The 23,754-nt window shown below is 71.4% G+C and carries 21 protein-coding genes; 9 read left to right on the top strand and 12 right to left on the bottom strand.

All coding sequences use genetic code 11. From position 1 onward, the window contains the following. Nucleotides 1-13: 13 nt before the first annotated feature. Both KF840_13745 and KF840_13740 read right to left on the bottom strand, forming a co-directional pair. A complete protein-coding gene (locus tag KF840_13745) occupies nt 14-3,487 on the bottom strand; it encodes a PAS domain S-box protein (protein ID MBX3025965.1) in 3,474 nt (1,157 codons plus the stop codon). A gap of 338 nt (nt 3,488-3,825) precedes the next feature. After that, the gene (locus KF840_13740; GenBank protein MBX3025964.1) at nt 3,826-5,376 is read right to left on the bottom strand and encodes an acyl-CoA synthetase; all 1,551 of its coding nucleotides are present in this window, start codon (nt 5,374-5,376) and stop codon (nt 3,826-3,828) included. Between the two features lie 99 nt (nt 5,377-5,475). Here KF840_13740 and KF840_13735 point away from each other — a divergent pair, with 99 nt between their 5' ends. Beyond that, entirely contained in the window at nt 5,476-6,111 is a 636-nt protein-coding gene (locus tag KF840_13735; protein ID MBX3025963.1) for a very short patch repair endonuclease, read from the top strand. Then, nucleotides 6,090-7,370 (top strand): DNA cytosine methyltransferase, encoded by a 1,281-nt coding sequence (locus KF840_13730; GenBank protein MBX3025962.1) that lies wholly within the window; start codon nt 6,090-6,092, stop codon nt 7,368-7,370. The genes KF840_13735 and KF840_13730 overlap by 22 nt, the downstream gene beginning before the upstream one ends. Here KF840_13730 and KF840_13725 read toward each other — a convergent pair. The 9 genes from KF840_13725 to KF840_13685 all read right to left on the bottom strand — a co-directional run bounded on the left by KF840_13725 (nt 7,342) and on the right by KF840_13685 (nt 15,747). Further along, entirely contained in the window at nt 7,342-8,127 is a 786-nt protein-coding gene (locus tag KF840_13725) for a restriction endonuclease (protein MBX3025961.1), read from the bottom strand. The genes KF840_13730 and KF840_13725 overlap by 29 nt on opposite strands. Before the next feature lie 129 nt (nt 8,128-8,256). Continuing rightward, a complete protein-coding gene (locus KF840_13720) occupies nt 8,257-8,907 on the bottom strand; it encodes a hypothetical protein (protein MBX3025960.1) in 651 nt (216 codons plus the stop codon). Nucleotides 8,908-8,931: 24 nt separating this feature from the next. Then, nucleotides 8,932-9,768 (bottom strand): ABC transporter permease subunit, encoded by an 837-nt coding sequence (locus tag KF840_13715; protein ID MBX3025959.1) that lies wholly within the window; start codon nt 9,766-9,768, stop codon nt 8,932-8,934. Between the two features lie 2 nt (nt 9,769-9,770). After that, a complete protein-coding gene (locus KF840_13710) occupies nt 9,771-10,280 on the bottom strand; it encodes a hypothetical protein (GenBank protein ID MBX3025958.1) in 510 nt (169 codons plus the stop codon). Next, the gene (locus KF840_13705) at nt 10,270-11,175 is read right to left on the bottom strand and encodes an ABC transporter ATP-binding protein (GenBank protein ID MBX3025957.1); all 906 of its coding nucleotides are present in this window, start codon (nt 11,173-11,175) and stop codon (nt 10,270-10,272) included. The genes KF840_13710 and KF840_13705 overlap by 11 nt, the downstream gene beginning before the upstream one ends. Then, the gene (gene nosD, locus KF840_13700; GenBank protein MBX3025956.1) at nt 11,165-12,574 is read right to left on the bottom strand and encodes a nitrous oxide reductase family maturation protein NosD; all 1,410 of its coding nucleotides are present in this window, start codon (nt 12,572-12,574) and stop codon (nt 11,165-11,167) included. The genes KF840_13705 and nosD overlap by 11 nt, the downstream gene beginning before the upstream one ends. A gap of 34 nt (nt 12,575-12,608) precedes the next feature. Further along, nucleotides 12,609-14,651, bottom strand: a complete 2,043-nt coding sequence (gene nosZ, locus KF840_13695) for a Sec-dependent nitrous-oxide reductase (protein ID MBX3025955.1) — start codon at nt 14,649-14,651, stop codon at nt 12,609-12,611. A gap of 37 nt (nt 14,652-14,688) precedes the next feature. Then, nucleotides 14,689-15,060, bottom strand: a complete 372-nt coding sequence (locus KF840_13690; GenBank protein MBX3025954.1) for a c-type cytochrome — start codon at nt 15,058-15,060, stop codon at nt 14,689-14,691. Between the two features lie 27 nt (nt 15,061-15,087). Then, the gene (locus KF840_13685) at nt 15,088-15,747 is read right to left on the bottom strand and encodes a DUF542 domain-containing protein (GenBank protein ID MBX3025953.1); all 660 of its coding nucleotides are present in this window, start codon (nt 15,745-15,747) and stop codon (nt 15,088-15,090) included. Between the two features lie 134 nt (nt 15,748-15,881). Here KF840_13685 and norR point away from each other — a divergent pair, with 134 nt between their 5' ends. From norR to KF840_13670, 3 genes are all read left to right on the top strand, one after another. Beyond that, nucleotides 15,882-17,441 carry a nitric oxide reductase transcriptional regulator NorR gene (gene norR, locus KF840_13680; GenBank protein ID MBX3025952.1) on the top strand — a complete coding sequence of 520 codons (1,560 nt, stop codon included), beginning with the start codon at nt 15,882-15,884 and terminating at the stop codon, nt 17,439-17,441. 88 nt (nt 17,442-17,529) lie between these two features. Continuing rightward, nucleotides 17,530-18,849 (top strand): DUF1329 domain-containing protein, encoded by a 1,320-nt coding sequence (locus KF840_13675; protein ID MBX3025951.1) that lies wholly within the window; start codon nt 17,530-17,532, stop codon nt 18,847-18,849. 90 nt (nt 18,850-18,939) lie between these two features. Further along, nucleotides 18,940-20,049 carry an amidohydrolase gene (locus KF840_13670; GenBank protein ID MBX3025950.1) on the top strand — a complete coding sequence of 370 codons (1,110 nt, stop codon included), beginning with the start codon at nt 18,940-18,942 and terminating at the stop codon, nt 20,047-20,049. A gap of 22 nt (nt 20,050-20,071) precedes the next feature. Here the strand turns inward: KF840_13670 and KF840_13665 are convergent, their stop codons facing one another. Further along, nucleotides 20,072-20,599 carry a YdcF family protein gene (locus tag KF840_13665; protein MBX3025949.1) on the bottom strand — a complete coding sequence of 176 codons (528 nt, stop codon included), beginning with the start codon at nt 20,597-20,599 and terminating at the stop codon, nt 20,072-20,074. A 62-nt stretch (nt 20,600-20,661) separates the two neighbouring features. On the opposite strand from KF840_13665, the gene KF840_13660 reads away from it, so the two are divergent. The 4 genes from KF840_13660 (at nt 20,662) to KF840_13645 (ending at nt 23,739) form a co-directional block, all read left to right on the top strand. Beyond that, nucleotides 20,662-21,297 carry a histidine phosphatase family protein gene (locus tag KF840_13660; GenBank protein ID MBX3025948.1) on the top strand — a complete coding sequence of 212 codons (636 nt, stop codon included), beginning with the start codon at nt 20,662-20,664 and terminating at the stop codon, nt 21,295-21,297. An 11-nt stretch (nt 21,298-21,308) separates the two neighbouring features. After that, entirely contained in the window at nt 21,309-21,752 is a 444-nt protein-coding gene (locus KF840_13655) for a DoxX family protein (protein MBX3025947.1), read from the top strand. A gap of 93 nt (nt 21,753-21,845) precedes the next feature. Continuing rightward, nucleotides 21,846-22,835 (top strand): hypothetical protein, encoded by a 990-nt coding sequence (locus tag KF840_13650; GenBank protein MBX3025946.1) that lies wholly within the window; start codon nt 21,846-21,848, stop codon nt 22,833-22,835. A 124-nt stretch (nt 22,836-22,959) separates the two neighbouring features. Beyond that, nucleotides 22,960-23,739, top strand: a complete 780-nt coding sequence (locus KF840_13645; GenBank protein ID MBX3025945.1) for a hypothetical protein — start codon at nt 22,960-22,962, stop codon at nt 23,737-23,739. Nucleotides 23,740-23,754 lie beyond the last annotated feature (15 nt).

The raw sequence follows: 23,754 nt of genomic DNA, 5'->3' as shown, positions 1-23,754 counted from the left end.
GGGGCGAAGGCCGTTACGTCGTCGCGGTCGGGGGGGCCGGGCCGAGGGTAAAATAGAACGTCGCGCCGCGGCCCGGCTCGCCCTCGGCCCAGACGCGGCCGCCGTGACGGCGGACGATGCGCTGCACCGTCGCCAGGCCGATGCCGGTGCCCTCGAACTCGGAGGCGGCGTGCAGGCGGGTGAAGGCGGCGAAGAGCTTGTCGGCGTACGCCATGTCGAAGCCGGCGCCGTCGTCGCGCACGAAGTGGACCGGCAGGCCGTCCGCTTCGAGGCGGCCGAGCTCGATGCGCGCCCGCGGCTGCTTGCTGGTGTACTTCCAGGCGTTGCCGATCAGGTTCTGCAGCACGACCCGCAGCAGTCGCCGGTCGCCTTCGACGCGCAGGCCGGGCGGGATGACGAAGTCGACCTCGCGCCGCGGGTCGGCGAGCTCGGCGGCGATGGCGGCGGCCGCCTCGCTGAGATCGACGACCTGCCAGTGGAGATCGCCGCGCGCCACCCGCGACAGATCGAGCAGGGCGTCGATCAGCTCGGCCATGCGGCCGGCGGCGGTGCGGACGCGCCCCAGGTAGTCGCGGCCGGCGGCGTCGAGCTGCGCGCCGCACTCTTCGGCGAGCAGGGCGCTGAAGCCGTCGATGGCGCGCAGCGGCGCCCGCAGGTCGTGCGAGACGCTGTAGGCGAAGGCTTCCAGCTCCTGGTTGGTGGCCTCGAGCTGCAGCGTGCGTTCGTGCACCCGCCACTCGAGCTCGTCGGCGTGGCGCCGCACCGCCTCGTGCAGGCGCGCCTGGCGCATCGCCACGGCAATCTGGGTGGTGACCTCGCGCGCCATCTCGATGTGTGCCGGCTCGAAGGCGTCGGCGCTGCGCGACAGCAGGTTGACGGTACCCAGGAGCTCGCCCTCGGCGAGCATCGGCAGGCGCACCATGGTGCGGAAGCCGGCGGCGGCCAGGCGGCGCAGGCCCGGTGGCCCGTCGTCGGCGACTCCCGGCGGCGCGATGTGCTCGGGGTGGCCTTCGCGGAGCACATCCATGGCGCCGATCTCCCCGAGCCCGAAGCGGTCGCCCGGCAGCAGCGAGGGCGGGCCGGCGTCGTCGGCCGCCAGCAGCGTCATCGAGCCGGTGGCCTCGTCGAAGAGCAGGACGCTGGTGCGGTCGCAGCCGACGGCCTGGCGCAGCCGGGTGATGGCGGCCTGGGCGATGGCCTCGGGCGCGGCGGCGGCGAGAATCGCCTGGTCGATCTCCCACAGCATCTGCAGCCGCTCCGAGGCGCTACGCAGCGCCGCGGCGTCGCGCCGGGCGGCGCCGATGTCGCGCGCGATCGAGGCGAGGCCCGTGGCGCGGCCGTTCGAGTCGACGATCGGCGAGACGGTGAGCGAGACGTCGACCAGGGTGCCGTCCTTGCGCCGGCGCAGGGTCTCGAGCCGCGGCGTCGCCTGGCCGCGCAGGGCGCGATCGAGGATCTGCTGCTGTTCCTCCTGGCAGTCGCCCGGGATGATGCGCCGCACCGAGCGGCCGATCATCTCGCCGGAGCGGTAGCCGTAGAGGCGTTCGGCGCCGGGGTTCCAACTGATGATCGTGCCGTCCAGGCTCTCGCCGATGATCGCGTCGTCGGAGGCGGCGACGATGCGCGCCAGGTAGCGTTCGACCTGGCGGGCGCGGTCGCGCTCGATCGCCGCCGAGAGCGCGGTGGCCAGGCCGCGCAGGAAGGCGAGGTCCTCGTCGTCGAAGCGGCGCGGCGCGGTGGTGTACACCGCCACGCAGCCGACGACCTGCGGCGGCACGCCGATCGGCGCCGCGACGCCGCTGACGACGCCGTGGGCGCGCAGCACCGGCGGGATGGCGAAGCGCTGCTCGCTGCGCGCGTCGGCGAGCACCACCGGGTGTCCGCGGTGGAGGGTGTAGCCGGTGTGCGACGCCGTCTGGCTGCCGACGGTGGTGTACCCGACGAGCCCCGGCGCCCAGCCGACGCCGGCGCGCGACTGCAGCGTCTCGCCGTCGGCCAGCAGCTCGACGATGACGCTGAGCTGGGTGTCGAGCGCCCGCGCCGCCGTCTCGGCGGCGGCGTCGTACACCGCTCGCAGCGGCGGATCGGCGAGCAGCAACTGGCCGAGCGACGCCAGCGCCTCCTGGTGGCGTGCCCGCCGACGCAGCGCCGCTTCCCCGCGCTGGCGTTCCAGGGCGTTGAAGAACATCTCGCCCACCACCTTGAGCAGCCCCAGCTCCTGCTCGTCCCAGCACCGCTCGCCGCGCACCGACGCGTAGCCGACGACGCCGGCGAGGGCGCCGCCGTAGGCGATCGGCACCAACAGCGACGAGCGCACGCCGGCGGCTTCGCTCATGAGGCGTTCCGGCGCCGCCTCCGGCGGCAGGTCCGCGACGCGCGGGATGAGGACGACCTCGCCGCGCCGGTAGCGTTCCAGCGCCCAGGGGAAGGCGTCGAGCGATCCGAGGTTGGCCATCATCGGGCGCAGCGAGGCAATGCCGGGCGCGCACCATTCGTGCGCGTACTCGGCGCTCTGGCCGTCGGCCGACACGCGGAGGATGTAGGCGCGGTCGACGCCGGTGAAGGTGCCGACGCGGCGCAGCGCTTCGCCCACCGCGTCGTCGATCTCGTCGAGCGGGCAGGTGATGAAGCGGCTCGAGAGCGACACCAGCAGCGCGTCGGCGTCGGCGCGGCGGCGCAACGCCGTTTCGGCGGTGACGCGCTCGGTGACGTCGCGCAGCGTCATCACGACGCGGCCGACGCTCGGCTGCGCCAGCTCGTTGCGCCCCGTCGCCTCGACCCAGCGCGCGCCGTCGCGCAGGCGCACGGTGCCCGATGTCGGTACCCGCGGGTGGGCGAGGACCGCGGCGAAGCTCTGGCGCGCCAGCGGGGCATCGTCGGGATGGACGAAGTCGATGGCGGAGCGGCCGGCAATCGCTTCCAGCGGCAGGCCGAGCACGCGCGCCGCGGCCGGGCTGGCGTAGTCGATGCGGCCGCGCGCATCGAGCAGCAGGATGCCCTCGCGGGCGTCCTCGACCAGGGCGCGGAAGCGCTCCTCGCTGGCGCGCAGGTGCTCTTCGGCCTGGCGTCGTCCGGTGATGTCGACGTGGATCATCAGCGCCCCGGGATGCGGCCGCAGCGGGGTGATGCGAAGCTGGAACCAGCGCTGCTGGCCGGGGGCGTGGCAGGGATACTCGCGCAGGAAGGTCTCTGACGTTCCGCTCAGCACCGCCCGCAGGCCGGCCGCGACGGCGACCGCGTCGTCGCAGTCCGCCGCCGCCGCGCAGAGGGCGGGATAGTCGCTGCCGACGCCGCAGGCCGGGTCGGCGAGCTGGTTCTCGGCCGCGAACTGCCGCCACGGGCGGTTGACCGCGACGATCACGCCGTTGCCATCGAGCAGCGCGACGTGCGCCGGCAGCGCGTCGAGCAGCGCCGCGATCGGTGGGCCGCGATGCGCCGGGTTGGCGCCCGTCGCCACGGGTCGCAGGTGCGATTCACGCCAAGCCATGCGTCGCGGCCCCTCCGCTCACCATTCCTCGCCGCGGGGCACGGCGTCGAAGCCGCGGATCCGGTCGACGTCTCCCCCCGGCGCGCCGGTGTTTCGTTGCCGCTTCAGCGCGTACTCCCCTAGCGTCCCCCTTTGCAAGGCTCGATCTGCGCCGATCACTACATTTGACGTAGCACGGTCCGGGCCAGGTCGGCCGTGGACCGCGGCGCGGAAGCCCGTCGGGAGATCGGAGATGACTGGCGGCATCGCTCGGGCGATTCCGGGCGCATGCGGGGTTCAATGACACCTCGACGGGCGCAGCGCTGGCGCGCTGCCGTGTCGCGAGGAAGTGCCGGACGTCAGTTGATGCGGCGCGCGTGGCCGTGCCAGTAGCGGTCGCGGAGCAGCCGTTTGTACAGCTTGCCGGTCGGCGCGCGCGGCAGCTCGGCGGTGAAGTCGATGCTGCGTGGACACTTGTAGCGCGCCAGGTGCTGGCGGCAGAAGTCCTGCAGCGCGGCGGCGAGCCCCGGTCCGGCGGCCGCCATGTCGAGGGGCTGCACCACCGCCTTCACCTCCTCGCCCATCTCGTCGTTGGGGACGCCGAAGACGGCGACGTCGGCGACCTGCGGATGGGTGACGAGCAGGTTCTCGATCTCCTGCGGATAGATGTTGACGCCGCCGGAGACGATCATGAAGTCCTTGCGGTCGGTGAGGTAGAGATAGCCGTCCGCGTCGAGGTAGCCGACGTCGCCGACCGATCCCCAGCCCTGGGCGTTGCGCAGCCCGGCCGTCTTGGTGGCGTCCTTGTGGTAGGCGACCGGCACCGGCGTGGGCATCTCGAAGAAGACGCGGCCCGATTCGCCGAGCGGCAGCTCGTTGCCGTCGTCGTCGAGGATGTGGATGGTGCCCGCCAGCGCGCGGCCGACGGAGCCCTTGTGCGCCAGCCAGGCGGCGCTGTCGATCGTGGTGGCGCCGATGCCCTCGGTGGACGAATAGTACTCGAACAGGATCGGCCCCCACCAGGCGATCATCTGCTCTTTGACCGCCACCGGGCAGGGCGCCGCGGCGTGGATGGCGATGCGGTGCGAGGCGAGGTCGTGACGCCGCCGCTCCGCCTCGGAGAGTTTGAGCAGGCGGACGAACATCGTCGGCACCCACTGGCTGTGGGTGACCCGGTAGCGCTCGATCAGCGCCAGCGCTTCGCTGGGGTCGAAGCGCTCCATCACCACCACCGTGCCGCCGGCGCGCAGCATGCTCATGCAGAAGTGCAGCGGCGCGGCGTGGTAGAGCGGCGCCGGCGAGAGGTACACGGCGCCGTCGTCGACCCCGTAGAGGGCGCAGAAGGTCTGCAGCAGCGGCGGGCCGCCGCCCATCGGCGTGCGCGCGTGCGGCTGCAGCACGCCCTTCGGCCGCCCGGTGGTGCCGGAGGAGTAGAGCATCGGCGAGCCCTCGATCTCCTCGGCGAGCGGCGCCGGGGGCTGCGCCGCCACCGCCGCTTCGTACGATTCGTAACCGGCGATGGCGCCGCCGGCGGCGAGTCGGATCGCCACCTGTGGGCCGAGCTGGCGCGCCAGCGCCGCCGGCGCATCGCCGAGCCCGCCGCCGACGATCAGCGCTCGCGCGTCGCAGTCGCCGACGATGTACGCCATCTCCTCCGCCGTGAGGTGGAAGTTGATCGGCGTGTACACCAGGCCCGAGCGCTGCGCCGCCCACGTCACCTCGAGGAAGCGGGCACAGTTCTCCATGCACAGCGCCAGGTGATCGCCCCAGCGCAGCCCGCGCGCGTACAGGAGCTGCGCCAGCCGATTCGACTCGGCGTCGAGCTCGGCGTGCGTCACCACCTCGCCCGAGCCGGCCATGACGATGGCCGGCTTGTCCGGCGTCCGCGCGGCATGGAATCCCGGCCACATGCGCGGGACGTCTAGTCCGAACCGCGCGGAGACGCCAAGCGCCGTCGGCGGTGCCGATGCCGAGACTGGGATCAACTGGCGGTTCGTCAGGCCTCGGCGATGTTCTCGACGCCCGCGCGCGCCCACCGACGCGCGGGGAATTTGGCGGTCGGGGATTTTCTTGGTAGCGACCGTCGCGTGACGATGGCGCGGGCTCCGAGCTATGTCGGGCGATCCTCCGCAAGCGCTCGCGCCAGCGCGGCGGCGCGCGCCAGCAGCCGGAAGGCCGGGACACGGTGCGAGGAGGCCCTGCGTCGGGCGCTTGCACGGCTCGGATACCGCTACCGCCGTAACGTCACCGATCTTCCCGGCAAGCCTGACTTCGTATTTCCGCGGGCACGGGTCGTGGTGTTCTGCGATGGCGACTTCTGGCACGGCCGGGACTTCGAGGCGCGACGTGCCAGACTGCGGGCGGGGACCAACGCCGACTATTGGATCGCGAAGATCAGCCGCAATCGAGAACGCGACCGCGAGCAGGCTGCCCGGCTTCGTCGCTGCGGCTGGAAGGTACTGCGATTCTGGGAGTCCGACATTCGGCGCAGCGCCGAGCGGGCTGCCCTGGCGGTTCGTCGGGCGCTGGAGCAGCGCCTGGGATGCGAGCTCAAGAGCGTTGACTCGCTGTCCAGCCGTGGGCGAAGATACGGCGTAAGTCGTCGCGGGCGAGGGACAAGGACATGGCCAGGCCGAGGGCGCTAAGCCTCTATACGGGTGCGGGTGGGTTGGATCTCGGGTTCGAGGCCGCCGGCTTCCAGACGGCGGTGTGTGTGGAGATCGACCCAGCGGCAGCTTCCACTCTGCGAGCGAATCGTCCTTGGCCGGTTCTCGACCGGGACGTCCACGCAGTGACGTCCGCCGAGATTCTCGCCGTGGCCGGCCTTGCCGAAGGGGAAGCTGACGTACTCATCGGCGGTCCTCCGTGTCAGCCGTTCTCGAAAGCCGGGTACTGGGCGACGGGTGACACGCTGCGCCTCGACGACGAGCGGGCCGGGACGCTGGGCGCGTATCTTCGCGTCCTTCGCGATGCCTTGCCGCGAGCGTTTCTTCTCGAGAACGTCCCCGGACTGGCGTACCGTGCCAAGAGCGAAGGCCTCGACCTCATTCGGCGCACCATCGACGCGATCAACCGGGAGCGACGGTCCGACTATGCGTTGACCGTCGCTTGTCTCAACGCCGCTGACTACGGCGTACCGCAGCAGCGGGAGCGCGTCTTCGTCGTCGGCGCTCGCGACGGTGCGAGTTTCAGGTTTCCAAGCCCGACCCACCGCCCCCACGACGCGGAGACGCAGTGGCTGATCGACCTGCCCCCCTATGCGACCGCTTGGGACGCGATCGGCGATCTCGAGAACACTCCCACCGATGGTTTGCAGGTGCGCGGCAAGTGGGCACACCTCCTGCCGAGCATTCCGGAAGGGCAGAACTATCTGTGGCACACCGAGCGGGGCGGCGGCGTGCCGCTGTTCGGCTGGCGCCGTCGCTTCTGGACGTTCCTGCTGAAGCTGGCGAAGGACCGCCCTTCGTGGACGATTCAGGCTCAGCCCGGTCCCGCGATCGGGCCATTCCACTGGAAGAACCGCCGGCTGTCCGCCCGTGAGCTCTGTCGGCTGCAGACGATGCCGGACGATTTCGATGTGCTCGGCAATCTCGCGGCGGTCCAACGACAGGTCGGCAATGCGGTCCCGTCGGGTCTGGCAGAGGTTCTGGCGCGCGCGATCAGACGGCAGCTTCTCGGCCAACCCCGGGTCGCGGCGAATGCGACCTTGTTGCCCAGTCCGCGCCCGGGCGCGCCGGAGCCGGAACCACCAGGCATCGTGCCCCGCAAGTACATGGCGCTCGCGGGTCGCCACGACGCACACCCCGGCACCGGCAAAGGGTACGCAGCCGCCAAACGCGCGGGGAACGGCGAAGGGGAGGGCCGGCAGCGGGCGGCTACACTTCCCCTGGCTTCCGTCCCGTAGCCCCGTCCTTCTGTGCCAGCAGCCTGTGGAGTTGCTTCTCTACCGCCCTTCCCGTCTTGAAATTGTACTTTCGCCAGTAGTCGTAGAACTCGCGTTCCGACGCGAACTCGCCCTTTCCGGCGCGAAGCTGGTCGATGGATTGAACGGCACCCAGGTATTCGCGTGTCGTCGACGAACGCTGCCGGGACCCAATGCGCCACGCTTCGTGAACCAGGAGCTCGACGTCGCGGGCGCGCTGCGTCAGCTCCGGGTCGAGGGTGTAGAGGACGATCACGTCGAGGTGGCTCGCGTACTCGCCGAACGGCCGAAACGTCCCAGGCCACCTCAACGTGTCGTACCGAAAATAGGTGTTCCCGGTGTAGAGGGTGATGCGGCTCTGGGTGCGCGTCGCGTTCCGTCGCCTGGCGACCTTGACGTCCACGGCGTGAAACCTGTTGCCCCAGACGTCGCCTCCGATTTCGATGTCTGGATAGCCCCGCTCGGTTCCTCGGTTCGCCAGCGCGCCGGGGACTTCGCGGATGCGCGTCAGCAGGTAGTCGACGACCGTGACCTCGATGACGTTGGCAAGCGCGGCGGGCTCTTTGGGGAGCGGGAGCAAGTGCCCACCCTCTCCGAGCTTTGCTTCGAGCTCCTGATCGTTCCGCGCCGTCAGCGGCCACGCGCTCGACCGGCTGTGTCGGAACACCGCGCGCGGCTCCAGTCGGTACTCCGCGCACGCATTCCGCAGCCATTCGAGGATCTGTCCGCGCTCATCCATCGGCGCGCATCATGCACGGCGATCCGATCGCTGCAACAGACGCCCTCCTGTGTCCGGCTCTCACGGGGCGATCAACGCGAGCCTGGACTCGTCCCTCGCCCCTGTGGCGTTTCTCGTCGCTCCCCCGGTTCAGACGGCGGCCGTCCGCAGGGCCCGGCTGCGGCCGGAGTACAGGTACCACAGCGTCAGCAACGTCACTCCCGCGGCGTAGAGGAAGATCAGGTAGCCGCCGATCGCCGGGTAGCTGTGGGTGGTGAAGTTGGCGATCTGCTTGGTGCCGAAGATCGCCGGGGTGAAGGGCTCGACCTTCACCGGGGCGTCGGGGGCGAGGTCGTGGCCGTAGAGGTAGAGGCGGTAGGTGAAGCGGGCGAAGGCGAAGGCGCAGACGTAGAGGTTGATCATCGTCAGGTCGATGAGCGAGCGGGTGGTGCCGATCGCGGCGGCGCGCAGCGCCAGCAGGGCGAGGATGCCGAAGCCGAAGGGGAGCCAGTCGAGGTCGGACATCTCGGCGCGGTCGAGGTGCTTCATGCCGATGTAGTGGTTCAGGGTGTTGATCTCCTGCAGGTGCTGGCCGTCGTTGCCGGCTGCGAGCTTGTGCGAGTAGATGTCGAGCCAGAGGCCCTTGGGATACTGCGGCGCGTACATCGAGATGCGCCACATCGGGGTGACGAAGCTGAGCAGCAGGGGCACGATCAGCGCCGCCAGGATGACCCGCACCGGCATGCGGATGGGCGTGTCGAGGTAGGCGTAGAATTTCTCGATCATCAGCGGTTTCATCACGTGGTCCCTCGTCCGTGGTTGCGCTCACGCCACGTCGCCGCGGGTGAAACGCACGTACGCCAACAGCCAGGCGGCGAGCCCGGCGCCCAGCGGCCAGGCGATGCCGAACGCCAACAGGGCGCCGGCGCCGACGCGGTTGGCGAGGTAGAAGCCGACCGGCCCGAGCGTCGACAGCTCGGGGTCGCCGGCCGACAGCAGCGCCATGCGCGCCGCCTGCACCGGATTCAGCAGCGCCAGGGCGAACACGCCCTGCGGCTGCAGGCGCCACTGCAGCATGACGCCGATGAGGGCGAAGTCGAGCAGGGCGACGGCGAGGATCCACGCCACCAGGGCGATGGTCGCCGAGCGCGCCGGGTTGGCGACGAAGGTGGAGATGGCCAGGCCGATGCCGAGGAAGGCGGCGAGCAGCGCGGCGCTCACCAGCAGCGAGCGGGCGAGGACGTTCCACAGGACGCCGCCGCCGAGCACGGTGGCGCCGAGGACGCTGAGCCCGGCGAAGAGCCCGAGCAGCGGCACGGTGAGCACCAGGTAGCGCGAGGCGGTGACGCCGAGGAAGTACGCGCCGCGGCGAATCGGATGGCTGAACAACACCTCCAGCGCGCCCTCCTCGCGGGCCCGGTTGATGACCTGCGACGAGGCGGTGAGGGCGAGCAACGGCAGCACCATCAGCATGGCGTGGCTGAGGCCGACCAGCACCCGTCCCATGCCGGTGAAGCCGAGCAGGGTCGATTCGCGCATGCCGACGAAGACGAAGACGGCGGCGAGGGCGGCGTAGAGGCCGACGCAGAACAGCGCCCAGCGCGAGCGGATGGTCTCCGCCAGGTCCAGGCGAACGATCGCGGTGAGGTCCCGGGTCGTCATCGTCACCTCCGCACCTCGGGGCGCGCCGCGATGCGGGCGCGCGCCTCGTCGTAGCTGATCGCTCCCGGTTCGCCGTCGGCGACCGCCGCCAGGCCGAGGTTCATCGGCGTGGCGGGCGCGGCGACGAAGGCGACCTCATGCCGCCGCCACCAGTGGTCGCTGCGCGAGTCGTGGAACCACACCTCGCGGATCGCCGGCCGTTCGTCGTCGAGGTAGAGGAAGAAGCAGCCCGGGTCGTCGAAATTCACCACCTCGCCGTCCAGCGTCTGGAGCTGCACGGCGTACTGCGGCTGGCTGAGCTGCATGTGACAGTGGGCGCAGGCTTCCCTGTCCCAGGCGATCGCCACCGGCGCATCCGGCAATCGCTGGCCCTCGCGCACCTGCCAGGCGACGACGGCGACGACGGCGGCGAGGGCGGTGACGACGCCGCCGACCAGCAGCGCGGCGCCGCCGCGCCAGAGCGGCGAAGCCGGCGCCCGCCGCGCGCCCGGGCGAAGGCTGTCAGTCGTCATGGTCGTTCTCCGCCGCGGCCTCGGGCGCCGCCGCCGGCGACAAGGTCTCGACGTCGCGCACCAGGACGTTCTCGACCGAGCCGTTGAGGCTGACGGCGAGGTCGCGCACCAGGGCGAGCTTCTGCCGCTGCGGCAGCACCCGCCGCCACCAGCGGTTGGCCCCGGGCGCGAAGCCGCGGGCGCTGAGCAGGGCGCCGGCGGTGTCGGCGGCCAGGCGCACGTCCACCACCGACACCGCGGTCGCCTGCAGGTAGTCCTCGGTCGCGCCGGCGAAGTCGAGCACGCCGTCGCGCAGCGCCAGCACGTGCGAGGTGAGCTGGCGCAGCTCGTCGAGGCGGTGCGAGCACAGCACCACGGTGGCGTGCGCCGGGATGCCGGCGATCAGGCGGAAGAAATCCTGGCGCGCCTCGGCGTCGAGGCTGGCGGTCGGTTCGTCGAGCACGAACAGCGACGCATCGACGGCGAGGGCGAGGGCGATGAGCAGCTTCTGGCGCATGCCGCCGGAGAGGTCGCGCAACTGGCGGCCGGCGATCTCCTCGAGGTCGAGGTGGAGCGCGCGCGCCGCGGCGGCGACCCGCGTCGGTTCGACGTCGCGCACCTGCGCGACGGCACGCACCAGGTCGCGCACCGGCACGGCGATGCGCGGCGCCACCTGCGGCACGTAGGCCAGACGCGCGGCGAGCGTGGCGCGGTCGGCGAACGGCGACAGGCCGTCGATGCGCGCCTCGCCCTGGCAGGAGACCATGCCGAGGAGGACGCGCAGCAGGGTCGACTTTCCCGAGCCGTTGGGGCCGATGAGGGCGACGCGGGATCCGCTCGGCACCGCGGCGGTGATCCCCTTCAGGGCCGCGATGCGACCGAAGGATCGGCGCACGTGCGTCAGCTCAATGCGCATCGATGGCATCCCGCAGCGCGCCTTCGTCCACCAGCGGCTGCATGCGCGGCCGGCTGTCCACCAACAGGGTCGTCGGCCGGAAGAGCGGCGCGATGTGGTTGACGGTATCGACCGCGAACAGCGCCAGGCCGCCGCGGAAGTAGGCGAGGCTCGGGTAGCGGCCGATGAGCGTCGTGGTCAGGCTGTGCAGCTCGTAGGGCACGTCGCCGAAGCCGTCGCCGTCGAAGTCGTAGCCGGCGTAGTCGTCGAAATCGTTGCCGCGCCACTCGGCGTCGAGCGCGGTGGTGCCGCCGCGGCTCTCGACCTGCGCCAGGTTGTCGCGGAAGCTGTTGTCGAGGAAATGGTTGCGGGTGGCGCGGCCGTGGAAGACGACCGCCGTCCCGCTCAGCCGGATGGCGTTGCGCGCGAAGCGATTGGCGTCGTCGTTGGCGAGCGGCGAGGTGTCGATGTAGACGCCGATGGTGTCGCGGACGAGGACGTTCTGGGTGGCGGTGACGTTGCCCGATTCCTTGAGGCCGATGCCCATGCCGGCGGCGCCGCCGCTGCCCGCCATGAGATTGTCGGCCAGGGTGACGTCGCGGCTGTACATCACGAACACGCCGACGACGTTGTCGACGTAGCGGTTGCGCCGCACCTGGTTGCGGTGGCTGTACATGAAGTGCGTGCCGTAGCGGCCGCGCACCACGACGTTGTCGATGACCTGATTGTCGCGCGAGTACCACACCACCATGTCGCGCGAGTCGGTGAGGCGGTTGTGCGCGATCGTCGCCCCGTCGACCTCCCAGAGGCGGATGCCGTCGCCGCGCAGGCCGAAGGGCAGGGCGGGATCGCCGACGATGTCGTTGCCGCGGACGGTCACCCGCTGCGCGCGTTCGACGAGAATGCCGAACGCGGCATGGACGACGGTCAGCCCCTCGACGGCGACATCGGAGGCGCCGACCTTCACCGCCGCGTCGACGGTGTCGAAGCGCCCGCCGCTGCCGTCGACGGTGAAGCCGAGCAGCCGGGCGCCGGCGCCGGTGACGCGGACGGTGGTGCCGACTCCCTTGGACGCGATCACCGCCTCGGCCGGACCCCACAGCGTCAGCGCGCGGGCGACGGTGATGGGGCCCGCATGGCGACCGGGCTCGAGGCAGATCGTGGCGCCGTCGGGCGCGGCGTCGAGCGCCGTCTGCAGGTCGCGGTCGGCCGCCGCCGTCAGGCAGTCGGCGGGGCGCGGCGGCGCCACCCGCGTCCAGCGCGTCGCCGCCGCCGCCGGCGCGGCGCCGATGTGCACCGGCTCGTAGAGCACCTCGTGCTCGTCGGTGGCGGCCGGAGCGGAAGCGGCGACGAGGAGGATGGCGCCGGCTAGGAGGCCGCTCCATCCCGCCCGCGTCGTCGCTCGGCCGAGTGTGGTCATGGTGGTCACCGGTCCTCTCTCCAGTGCCCTGCCGCTACTTCTTGCCCTTGGCCGCGGTCGTATCGGCCTTGGCCGTCGTCCCGCCGGCCTTCGGTTCGACGAGCAGGTAGCCCGCCATCTCCAGGTGCAGCGCCGAGCAGAATTCGGTGCAGTACATCGGGAAGACGCCCGGCTTGTCGGCGACGAAGGTGACGTTGGCGTGCTCGCCCGGCTCGAGGCTGAGCTGGATGTTGTGCGAGTCGATGGCGAAGCCGTGCGTCGCGTCGTACGCCTGCTCGAGGTTGGTGATGTGCAGGTGCACGGTCTCGCCCTCCTTGACGCGGATGATGTCGGGCGTGAAGTGGCTGCGGATGGCGGTCATGTAGACGTGAACCCCGTCCGGCTTGCGGTCGATGCGCTCCTTGCCGCCCTCGACCGCATGCGGGTCCTTGGTCTCGGTGAGCGGGTTGGTGCCGACCGGCTTGTAGACCTCGAGCGGCTTCAATTTGTCGGCCTTGATCATCTGCGCGTAGTGCGGCTCGCCGAGCGGGATCGGCAGATCGGCGAGGAGCTGCATGTGCTCGCCGCTGACGTCGAGGAGCTGGAAGTTCTGCGGCAGCAGCGGACCGACCGGCGCGAAGCGGTCGAGCGCCCACTTGTCCATCATCACCACGTACTTGCCATCCGGGCTGACGGTGTCGCCCTCGGCGGCGGTGATGTGGCCGATGTTGTAGTGGGCGGGAATCTTCTCGATCAGCTTGAGATCCTTGAGGCTCCACTTCGCCGCCACCGACTCGATGAACACCGAGGTGTAGGCGTTGCCCTTGTCGTCGAAGACCGTGTGCAGCGGGCCGAGGCCGATCTCCACCTGGCCGCGGATCGACTCCTTGAAGGGCAGGATGGGGACGCCGTACGGGTCGGTCCCCTCGAACTTCTTGTCGGCGATGAGCTGCTTGATCTTCTCGATGCTGTAGACGGTGGCGTGGGTGTCGAGCTTGCCGCCGACGACGATGTCCTTGCCGTCGGGGCTGACGTCGACCCCGTGCGGGCTCTTCGGCTCGGGGACGAAGTGGAGAAGGCCCTCCTCGACCGCCACCGGCAGACGGATGACCGTGAAGCCGGCGATCTTCTCCGTCTTGCCCGCCTTCACCACCTGCTCGGCCTTCTTCCAGTCGATGACGTGCAGGTAGTCCATGTCGTTCTGCGAGTAGCCGGACTCCATCGGCGGCCGGCCCTCCAGGTCGCCGCCGTAGGCGCGCTCGGTGTTGATCGAGTTGCAGAACGCGAAGCCGTCGCTGGCCAGCTTGCCGGCATCGACGAGATCCTGGGCGTACGGCGGCAGCTCGATGGCGAACGACTGCTCGGGGACGATGCGGCCCTTGTCGCGATCGAACTTCCAGAAGATCATCGCCCCGCGGTACTCGTCGTTGAACTGCTCGAGCGGCGCGTATTTGCCGCCCAGCGGCGCCGGGTACTGGCTGGCTTCGATGACGTACTCGGTGTTCGGGGTGACGAAGGTGCCGCCGTGGTCGGACTCGATGAGGTTCGACGACACGATCTGCTTGGTGGCGAAGTCGGCGAGGTCCACCACTGCGACGCGCGCGTTGGCCTTGTCGCCGATGAACAGGTAGCGGCCGTCGTAGTCCCCCTTCAGCTCGCTCAGCGCCGGATGATGAGTGTCGGCCCAGCGCAGCGGGTGGCCGTGGCGATCGCCGGTCTCGATCAGCGCATCGGTCTCGTCGCCGAAGCCGTAGCCCTGCCACGGCTCGGGGGTGAAGACGGCGATGTACTTGAGGATGCGCATGCTGGGCACGCCGATGACGACGACCTGGCCGCTGTGCCCGCCGGAGGCGAAGATGTAGTAGTCGTCGTGCCGGCCGGTCGGCATGTAGGTCTTCAGCGCCGCCGTCACGTCGGCCTCGCTGAGGTCGCGCGCCTTCATCAACTCCTGCAGGCTCTCGCCGCTGGCGCCACGCGCGGGGTGGCCGACGAGTGCCGCCAGCGCCAGGATCGCGGCGCCGGCCAGCAGTCGGCCCGCCCTGCGGACCACCGTCGTGCTCGCGGCCCCCAGGGCCGCTGTTGCGGTCGACTGAGTCATCTCCTGCCCTCCTTCTCGTGGCCTGTCGCGAGCGCGGTCACTTGCCGAACCCGCGCACGATCTCCCGCAGCTCGATCACCACCTGCGGCTTGGCGTTGAGGTCCGGATTGGCGGGCATGGCCGGGCTCTTCCCGACCGCCGCGCCGCCGTACTTGATGATCTTCTCGATGTGGTCGTCGGTGACGCTCTGCTGCCAGGCGGGATCGCTGAAATTGCGCGGTGGAGGCGTCAGGCCCTTCGACGCCGCGCCGTCCCCTTTGCCCTGCGCGCCGTGGCATGGCGTGCAGCGGCCGGCGAAGATCTCCTGCGCCTGCTGCCTGGCGTCGCCGCCCTGCGCTGCCGCGCGGTACGGCAGGGCAAGCGGGCTCAGCGCCAGGGCCGCGGCGATCGTGCGGGTGATCCAGCTCATCGTCATCGTCTCCTCGTCGTCGTGCGGTCAGTCCTCGCCGCGCAGGGCGCGCGGAAAGAGGACGTTGTTCTCGAGGTGCATGTGCTCGCGGACATGGCGGTCGAGCTCACAGAGCCCGTCGACGATCGGCGCCGCGGACGCGGCAGACGCGGCGGCGAAGGCCTGTCGCAGCGCCCGGACGTGGTTGAGCTGCCGCAGCGTCGCCTCGTGCTCCATCACCATCACCTGGATCGGCGTGCGCGCCAGGTCGCCGCGGCCGGAGCGCAGCCAGGGGAAGAGGACGCTCTCCTCCTTCGCCATGTGCTCGCCGAGGTCGCCGCGCAGCGCGTCGAACGCCTCCGCGAGATCGCGCGCCGCGGCGCCCGCCGGCTGCCGCGCCACGGCGTCGGCGAGCCGCCGCCCGAGCTGCTCCATCGCCCGCCGCTCCACGGTGTGGAAGGCGCCGATCAGGTGATCGACGAGCGCCGCGACCGGTCGCCGCAGCCACACCACCGCCGCCGGCCCACCGCCCTCCTCGCGCGCGACCTCCGCCAACACCGCCGCCGGCTCGACCGCCGCCTCGCGGCAGGCTTCGGACAGGCGCCGCGACGCCCCGGTGCAGTACTCGATCCCGTGTCGGTAGAGCACGCGGGTCGACGCCGGCCGCGTCGTCGCCAATTCCCCGATCGTCATCTCGTCCTCTCGCATCGCTGCGCTCTCCTCCCGGACGAGGGCAAAGGACGCGCCATGACCGTCCAACGGGCCGCCCCTTGCGGTCAGCCGCTTCACGGGTCAATCTGACCCGAGACTGCTCGAGTCCAACTGACTCGGGTGGAGTCGATATGACCCGAATCGGCGATGCCAGGGCGGTGGCGCTGCTCAACGCGGCCTGTGATCTCTCGGCGGATCTCGAGGAGCAGGAGCGCTATCGGCGGTTGCTCGATCACATCCGCGAGGTGATCCCGTACGACTCTGCGGCGTTCCTACGTCTGGACGGCGACGGCAGCCTGGTGCCGGTGGCGGTGAACGGGCTGGTGCCGGAGACCGTGGGGCGGCGCTTCTGGCCGCGGGAGCATCCGCGGCTGCAGCAGATTCTCGACGCTCCGGGGCCGATCCGGTTTGCCAAGGATCTGGCGGCGCCCGATCCCTTCGACGGGCTGCTCTCGTGCGACGCCTCGGCCGCGCACCGGGTGCATGCCTGCATGGGGTGCGCGCTGCGCGTGCAGGGCGAGACCCTGGGGGTGCTGGCGGCGGACGCGCTGGCGGCCGACGCGTTCGACGGCATCGACGTCGAGACGCTGGGCCACTTCGGCGCCCTGCTGGCGCTCGCCTTCAAGACCGCGAGCCTGTTGTCGGGGCTGCAGCACCAGTCGCAGCGCGAGCGCGTCGTCGCCCAGCAGCTCGGCTCCGAGGCGCACGAGCGGGTGGGCTCGGAATTCCTCGGCGTCAGCGCCGCGGCGCAGCGCATCCGCGAGGACATCGCCCTGATCGCCCGTTCCGACCTGCCGCTGCTGATCACCGGCGAGACCGGCGTCGGCAAGGAGGTCGCGGCCCGCGCCATCCACCTGCGGTCGGGGCGGCGACACCGTCCGCTCATCTATCTGAACTGCGCCGCGCTGCCGGAATCGATCGCCGAGAGCGAGCTCTTCGGCCACACGCGCGGCGCCTTCACCGACGCGCGCGAGGCGCGGGCCGGCAAGTTCGAGGTCGCCGACGGCGGCACGCTGCTGCTCGACGAGATCGGCGAGCTGCCGTTGTCGCTGCAGCCGAAGCTGCTGCGCGTGCTGCAGACCGGCGAGGTGCAGCGGGTGGGCTCGGACGAGACGGTGCGCGTCGACGTGCGGGTCATCGCCGCCACCAACCGCGACCTCCCGACCGAGGTCGAGTCCGGTCGTTTCCGCGCCGACCTGTACCACCGGCTCAACGTCTACCCGCTGCAGATCCCGCCGCTGCGCGAACGCCCGGCCGACATCGACCTCCTCTGCGGCTACTTCCTCGACCACGTCCGCGTCCGCCTCGGGCTCGGGCCCGTGCGCGTCTCCGCCGAGGCGCGCGCGGCGCTGCACGCCTACGACTGGCCGGGCAACGTGCGCGAGCTCGAGCACGCCCTGCTGCGCGCCTCACTGCGCGCCGCCGGCAGCCGCCGCGGCGAGCCGGTGATCATCGGCGGCGAGCACCTCGGCATCGTCGGCGCCGCGCCGCCGCCGATCCCCGACGGGCCCGCCGCCGCCGCGGACCTGCCGCTGCGCGCCGCCACCGACCAGTTCCAACGCCGCCGCATCGAACAGGCCCTGCGCGCCGCCGACGGGAGCTGGAGCGTCGCCGCCCGCGCCCTCGGGTTGGATCGCGCCAACCTGCGGCGATTGGCGAATCGCCTGGGCGTCTCCGCCGCCGCGCGCTGACGGGCCGCCGCCGATGGCCGCGTCTTTACAAATCCTGCGATCGGTCGATATGAGCGCCGCAGTCGTTGGGCAGGCGCGGGAGGGGCGCATGGCGACAGCGAGATGGGGTGGAGTGATCGCGGCGGTCATCGTCGCGCTGAGCGCGGCCGGATCGCCGGCCGGCGCCGAGCCGGCGCCGGGCACGGTGCTCAACGCCGACACCTGGCAGCAGGCGGAGGGCATGCTGCCGGCGGAGTTCCTCGACCGCTACAAGAACGGCCAGTGGCAGCACGAGGTGGTCACGCCGCCGGCGGAGACGCACTTCGGCGACGAGGATTTCCTCGCCGCCGGCCAGAGGAACGGCGGCCAGTACGCGCTCGGGGCGGACGGCGGCGTGGTCGAGAGCGGCAGCGGTCAGCAGCCGGCGTTCATCTACGGCCCGCCGTTCCCGGTGGTCGACCGGAACGACCCGCAGGCCGGCGCGAAGATCGTGTGGAACTTCTTCTACCAGTCGTACCTGCTCGGCAATTCGCACAACCAGGTGAACCTGGAGTGGGTCGGCTCGCAGGGCATGCAGCGCAGCATCGGCACCGACGTCTATCAGCACTTCTTCGACGGCCAGCCGGCGAAGTACCGGCCGGCGAGCAACCCGCAGAACTTCCTCTTCCAGCAGATCTCGGCGGTGACGGCGCCAGCCGACCTGCAGGGCACGGTGGCGTTGACGCACCGCTTCCGCGACCCGTCGCGACGCGACCAGGCGTGGACCTTCGTCCCGGCCCTGCGCCGCGTCCGCGCCGTGTCGCCGGCCAACCGCTCCGACGGCTTCCTCGGCTCCGACATGTCGCAGGACGACGGCTCGTACTTCGACGGCAAGCCCGAGGACTTCGACTGGAAGCTGGTCGGCGACGGCGAGATGCTGGTGCTGATGGACCGCGCGTCGCTGATGGACAAGGAGTGCAACATCTCCCGCCTGCCGAGCGGCGGCTTCCAGGGCCGGGACGGCCTGCTGCCGCGCTTCGCCTACCAGACCAAGGACTTCACCGGCTTCGCCTGGCGGCCGCTGCAGAGCGACTTCGTGCTCGTCAAGCGCCCGGTGTGGATCGTCGAGGGCACCCCCAAGGACAAGTACTACCTGTTCGGCAAGATCGTCCTGCGCTTCGACAAGGAGAGCTGGCGCGGCACCTACAACAGCAAGTACGACTGGCAGGGCGAGATCCTCAACTCGTACCTGCCGGTCTACGGCCCGTTCTTCGACGTCGACGGCGAGTGGCGCAGCTACGCCAAGCTGACCTTCACGATGGCGCAGAACTGGAAGCTCGACCGCGCCACGGTCAGCTTCGCCGACCCGAAGGCGCCGACGCAGCAGTCGCGCATCAGCTTCCCCGAGGGCTTCTTCAACGTCGACCAGCTCAATCGCCAGGGGAAGTAGACCGATTTCCGGAACGCGAGTGCCGTTTAGCCCCTGGCGCTTGACTGCCCGCGCGCGATGGATGAACTCGATGCGCAGGAGGGCTCACCGATGAGCGATCGCATCGTCTCCGCCGATTCGCACGTCAATCCGCCGAAGGACCTGTGGGTGCGCGACTGCCCGGCGCAGTTCAAGGACCGCGCGCCGCGCGTCGAGTCGACCGAGATGGGCGACTTCTGGATCGTCGACTCGCAGATCAGCGGCGCCATCGGCCTCGATTCCTCCGCCGGCCGCAAGCCGGAGGACTACAAGCCGCACGGCCTGACCTACAAGGACATGCGGCCCGGCGCCTACGACCCGACGGCGCGCCTCGCCGACATGGACCTCGACGGCGTCGACGCCGAGGTGCTCTATTTCGGCGGCCCGGTCACCCAGTACGCCGCCGACCCGGCGCTCCGTCGCTACGTCGTGCAGCGCTACAACGACTGGATGGTCGAGCTCTCGAAGGCCGCGCCGACCCGCCTGGTCGGGCTCGCGCACGTGCCGCTGGTCGACATCGACGAGGGCTGCGCCGAGCTCGAGCGCATCGCCCGGCTGGGGCTGAGGGGCTTCCACGTCGATCCGTTCCCCGACGAGCGCGGCGGCAAGGCGTTGTGGGATCCCGCCTACGAGAAGCTGTGGGCGCTGATCGAGGAGACCGGCCTCCCGATGAGCTTCCACATCGTCGGGCCGCGCAACGCCAACGTGCAGGCGACGTTCATGAATCCGACCCCCGGCGTGAAGGAGACGTTCATCGCCATCGCCCCGATCTCGATCTGCGAGGTGGTGTCGACGCTCACCTTCACCGGCATCCTCGAGCGTCATCCGAAGCTCCGGTACGTGCTCGTCGAATGCGGCATCGGTTGGATCCCCTACTTCCTCGAGCGCATGGACCAGACCTTCAACAAGCACCGCTTCTGGACCAAGTCGGTGATCACCGAGAAGCCCAGCTTCTATTGGTACCGCCAGGGGCACGCGACGTTCATCCAGGACCTCGCGGGCGTCGCCGAGCGCCACCGCGCCGGCCTCCACAACGTCATGTGGTCGACCGACTACCCACACTCCGACAGCACCTGGCCGAAGTCGCGCGAGGCGCTGGCCGAGCACTTCAAGGACGTTCCGGACGACGAGCGGCGCCTCATCGCCGGCGCCAACTGCGCCGCGCTGTACGGATTGAGCTGACCGCCGGCGATAGCCGCCCCGGTCATTTCTTCTCCACCGCCAGCCGCACCACGTACCACGGGATCGCCACCAGCTCGCGGGCGCTCAGCAGCAACCGGCGCCAGGCGGCGGTGTCGGAAGGGTCGGGCGGGGCGCTGCCGCGGGCGACGACGCCGAAGTGTCGGAAGGCCATCAGGGAGCGCGCCAGATGGTAGCGGTCCGTGACCAGCAGCACCCGTGTCCAGCCGCGCGCCGCGATGATGCGGGCGCAGGCGCGGGCGCTCTCGAGCGTCGTCGACGCGCTCTCGTCGAGCACCAGGCGCGCGGGCGGGATGCCGGCTCGCTCGGCGATGGCGCGCATGACGGCGGCCTCGGACGGCGGATGGCGGCCGACCCCGCCGGTCAGCAGCAGATGGGCGACCGCGCCACTGCGCGCCAGCTCGACCGCGTGCATCGTGCGCCGCGACAGCGTCGGACTCGGGCGTCCCTGCGGTCGTACCGCGGCACCGAGCACGACGGCGACATCGGCCTCGCGTCCTTCGGGAGGTGCGCCGGTTCCGCTGCGCTGCATCCCGTCATTTGATACACGGTGCCCTGTTCGATCGTCCACAGGGCTGCGGAGGAGAGGGACGCATGGCGCGATGGATCCGGCTGGCGATGGTGGTGGCGGCCCTGGCGACGCTCGCCGGCTGCCCGTCGCGTCAACCGGAGGCGCCGGCGATGCCGCCCGCCGTCGTGCCGCCGGTCAACGCCGCCCAGCTCGCGGCGGCGCTGCGCCAGGGAGGCCTGGTCCTCTTCGTCCGCCACGCCGCCAGCGACCCCAGCCGCAAGGACGACGCCCGCGTCGTGCTCGAGAACTGCGCCACCCAGCGCGGCCTCTCGGCGCTCGGGCGCGCGCAGGCCGAGGGCATCGCGGCGGCGATCGCGCGCCTCCGCCTGCCGATCGGCATGGTGCGCAGCAGTCCCTACTGCCGCTGCGCCGACACCGCCCGCCTCGCCTTCGGCTACATGTTGCTCGACCACGACCTCCTGCCCGCCACCGGGCCCAACGCCAAGTCGCACCTCGCCGCGGTGCGCCGCCTGCTCGGCACGCCGCCGATCCCGAGGCAGAACACCGTGCTCGTCGGCCACGGCGACACCCTCAAGGCGCTCCTCAACCTCGATCTCGAGGAGGGCGAAACCCTCGTCGTCCGCCCGGCGCCGAGCGGCGGGTCCTTCGCGCTCGTCGGCCGCATCCGCGCCGAGCAATGGGCGGCGCTGGCACACTGAGGAGGAACGCGATGAACGAACGCAGCGGGCTCCTCGCCTGGATCGTCCCACCCGTGCTCGACGGCCGCGGCGCGCTCGGGCTCCTGCTGCTCCGCCTGGTCGCCGGCGCGGCCTTCCTCGTCCACGGCTCGGGCAAGATCGAGACGCCGTTCTCCTGGATGCCGCCGGAGGCTCCCGTGCCCGGCGCGCTGCAGGCCCTGGCCGCCATCGCCGAGTTCTTCGGCGGCGGTCTGGGGTGGATCGCCGGCTTCCTCACCCCGATCGCCTCGCTCGGCGTCCTGGCCACCATGACCGTCGCGGTCGTCTTCCACCTCCAGCGCGGCGACCCGTTCGTCGGCGCCGGCGGACCGTCCTTCGAGCTGGCGCTGATCTACTGGTCCATCGCCCTCCTGCTCCTCTTCACCGGCCCCGGCCGCTTCTCGCTCGACGCCCAGTTGTTCCGCCGCCGCGCGTAACGAGGTTTCGCGCCTCGTAACGCCTTGGCAGCGAGACCCGTCCGCGCGGCCCGTGCGGGTGGACGGCCCGGTCCGTTGCCTGAGGAGGATGCGATGCGTGCGACCACGATTCTGTTCTGGGCTTCGGCGCTGTTGGCGTCCGCCGGCTGTGGCGGTGGCGGTGGCGGTGCCGGCGCGGCGGCGGTCGGGGAGCCGCAGGCGACCGGCGCGAGCGTCGCCGCGGCGCTGCGCGTCGCCGACGCCCTGGCCGAGCTGGCCGGCGGCCGGGACGTCCCGGCTCTCGCCGCCGCCGGCACGGCCTGCGAGCGCGGCAGCCTGCAGGGCGTCTGCGTCGAGCTCCGAGGCGGTAACGTCCTCCGTCTGGTGGCGCGTCAGTGCGCGCTGCGCGATGCGGCGAGCGGCGTGGTGGTGACCGTCGACGGCCGGATCGCCGTCAGCTCGGCGACGGCCTTCTGTGGCCTCGGCGGCCCGATCCCGCCCGAGATCACGCGCACCTATCGCCTCACCAACGTCCGCGCCGAGGTCGTCGACGGCGACGGCGTCGCCGAGACGTTCACCGCCGATCGCCTGGTCGAGACCGTGCAGCCCCTGCGCAGCGGCTGCGACCTGGACGATGCGATCCTGGCGCTCGACGGCGGGCTGACGGTGCAGCGGCGCGGCCGCGCCCCGCTGGCGCTGCGCGCCCGGGGCCTGCGTCTCGAGCGGCGGGCGAGCGGCAGCGCCGGGCAGTGCGTGCGCGCCGTCACTGCCAGCGGCCGCCTGGCGGTCGGCGCGGGCGGCGCGGCGAGGATGGAGGATGCCGCGCTGGACGGTTTCTCGGTCACGGTCGACGCCGCCGGCGTCGCGCGTCGCCTCGCCGGCGGGCTGGCGCTGTCCTGCGCGCGCCCGTTCACGGTCGCCACGGACGAGCCGCTGACCGGCGGCGGCGCCTGCCCGAGCGCCGGCCGCCTGGCGCTGGAGCGCCAGGACGGTTCGCGCGGCGGCGCGCATTTCGCGGCCGGCGCGGCGGAGATCGACGCCGACGGCGACGGCGCCGCCGATCTCGCCGCCGACTGCGCCGCCCTGCCGCGCTGCGGTGGCTGAGGGCGCCCCGCCTCCGGCGCGCACGCCGCGGCGCCCGTCGCAGATGGCGCTTGACGCTGTCCGGTGCCTTCGGCAGTAACGCCGCAACAGCGGATGCGCGGCACCGGCCGTGCGGGAGGCGGCGATGGCGTACGAGATCCGGCCGATGTCGGTGGGCGAGATCCTCGACACGGGATTCCGGCTGCTGCGCAACCACTTCGGACCGCTGGTCGCCATCGCGGCCATCGCCTACGGTCCGCTGGGCGTCCTGCAGTTGGCGCTGGTGCGGGTCACCGGCGGTGGCCACGGCCAGGCCGGGGCGATGCTGGCGCCGCTGCTGGTGGTGGTCGGGCTGATGATGCTGGTGGTCTTCGTCGCCTTCCCGCTCGCCTCGACGGCGATGACCATGGCGCTGGGGGACCTGTACGTCGGCCGCTCGTCCAGTGCCGGCCAGGCGCTGCGCCAGTCGTGGGGAATCCTGCTGCCGGTGGTCGGCACCGGCCTGCTGTCCTCGGTCCTGATCGGCCTCGGCATGCTGCTGCTGGTGCTTCCCGGCATCTGGTTGGTGTTCGCCTACTGGGTGTCGACGCAGGTGATGGTGATCGAGCGCATCTTCGGCATGGCCGCGCTGCGGCGCAGCAGCGCGCTGATGAAAGGCAACAAGGGCCGCGGCTTCGTCATCGGCTTCGTCGCCATGATGTTGATGAGCGTGGTGAGCAGCGGCGCGACCTGGGCGCTCAATGCCTGGCCGTCGGTCAATGCCATCGCTTCGACCATCGTCGGCATCGTCACGTACGCGTTCCTGTATGCCGTCAACGTCGTCTTCTACTTCGACGTCCGCTGCCGCCGCGAGGCCTTCGACCTCGAGCACCTGGCGCGGCTCGTCGAGCAGCGCGGCGCGGTGCCGGCAGTGGCGGCGCTCTGAGCGGCGCGACGGCGC

This window comes from bacterium, assembly GCA_019637795.1.
Taxonomy (GTDB): Bacteria; Desulfobacterota; Binatia; order HRBIN30; family CADEER01; genus JAHBUY01.
Note: the sequence above shows the minus strand (reverse complement) of the source record. Positions and strands in the feature narration are given on the sequence as shown.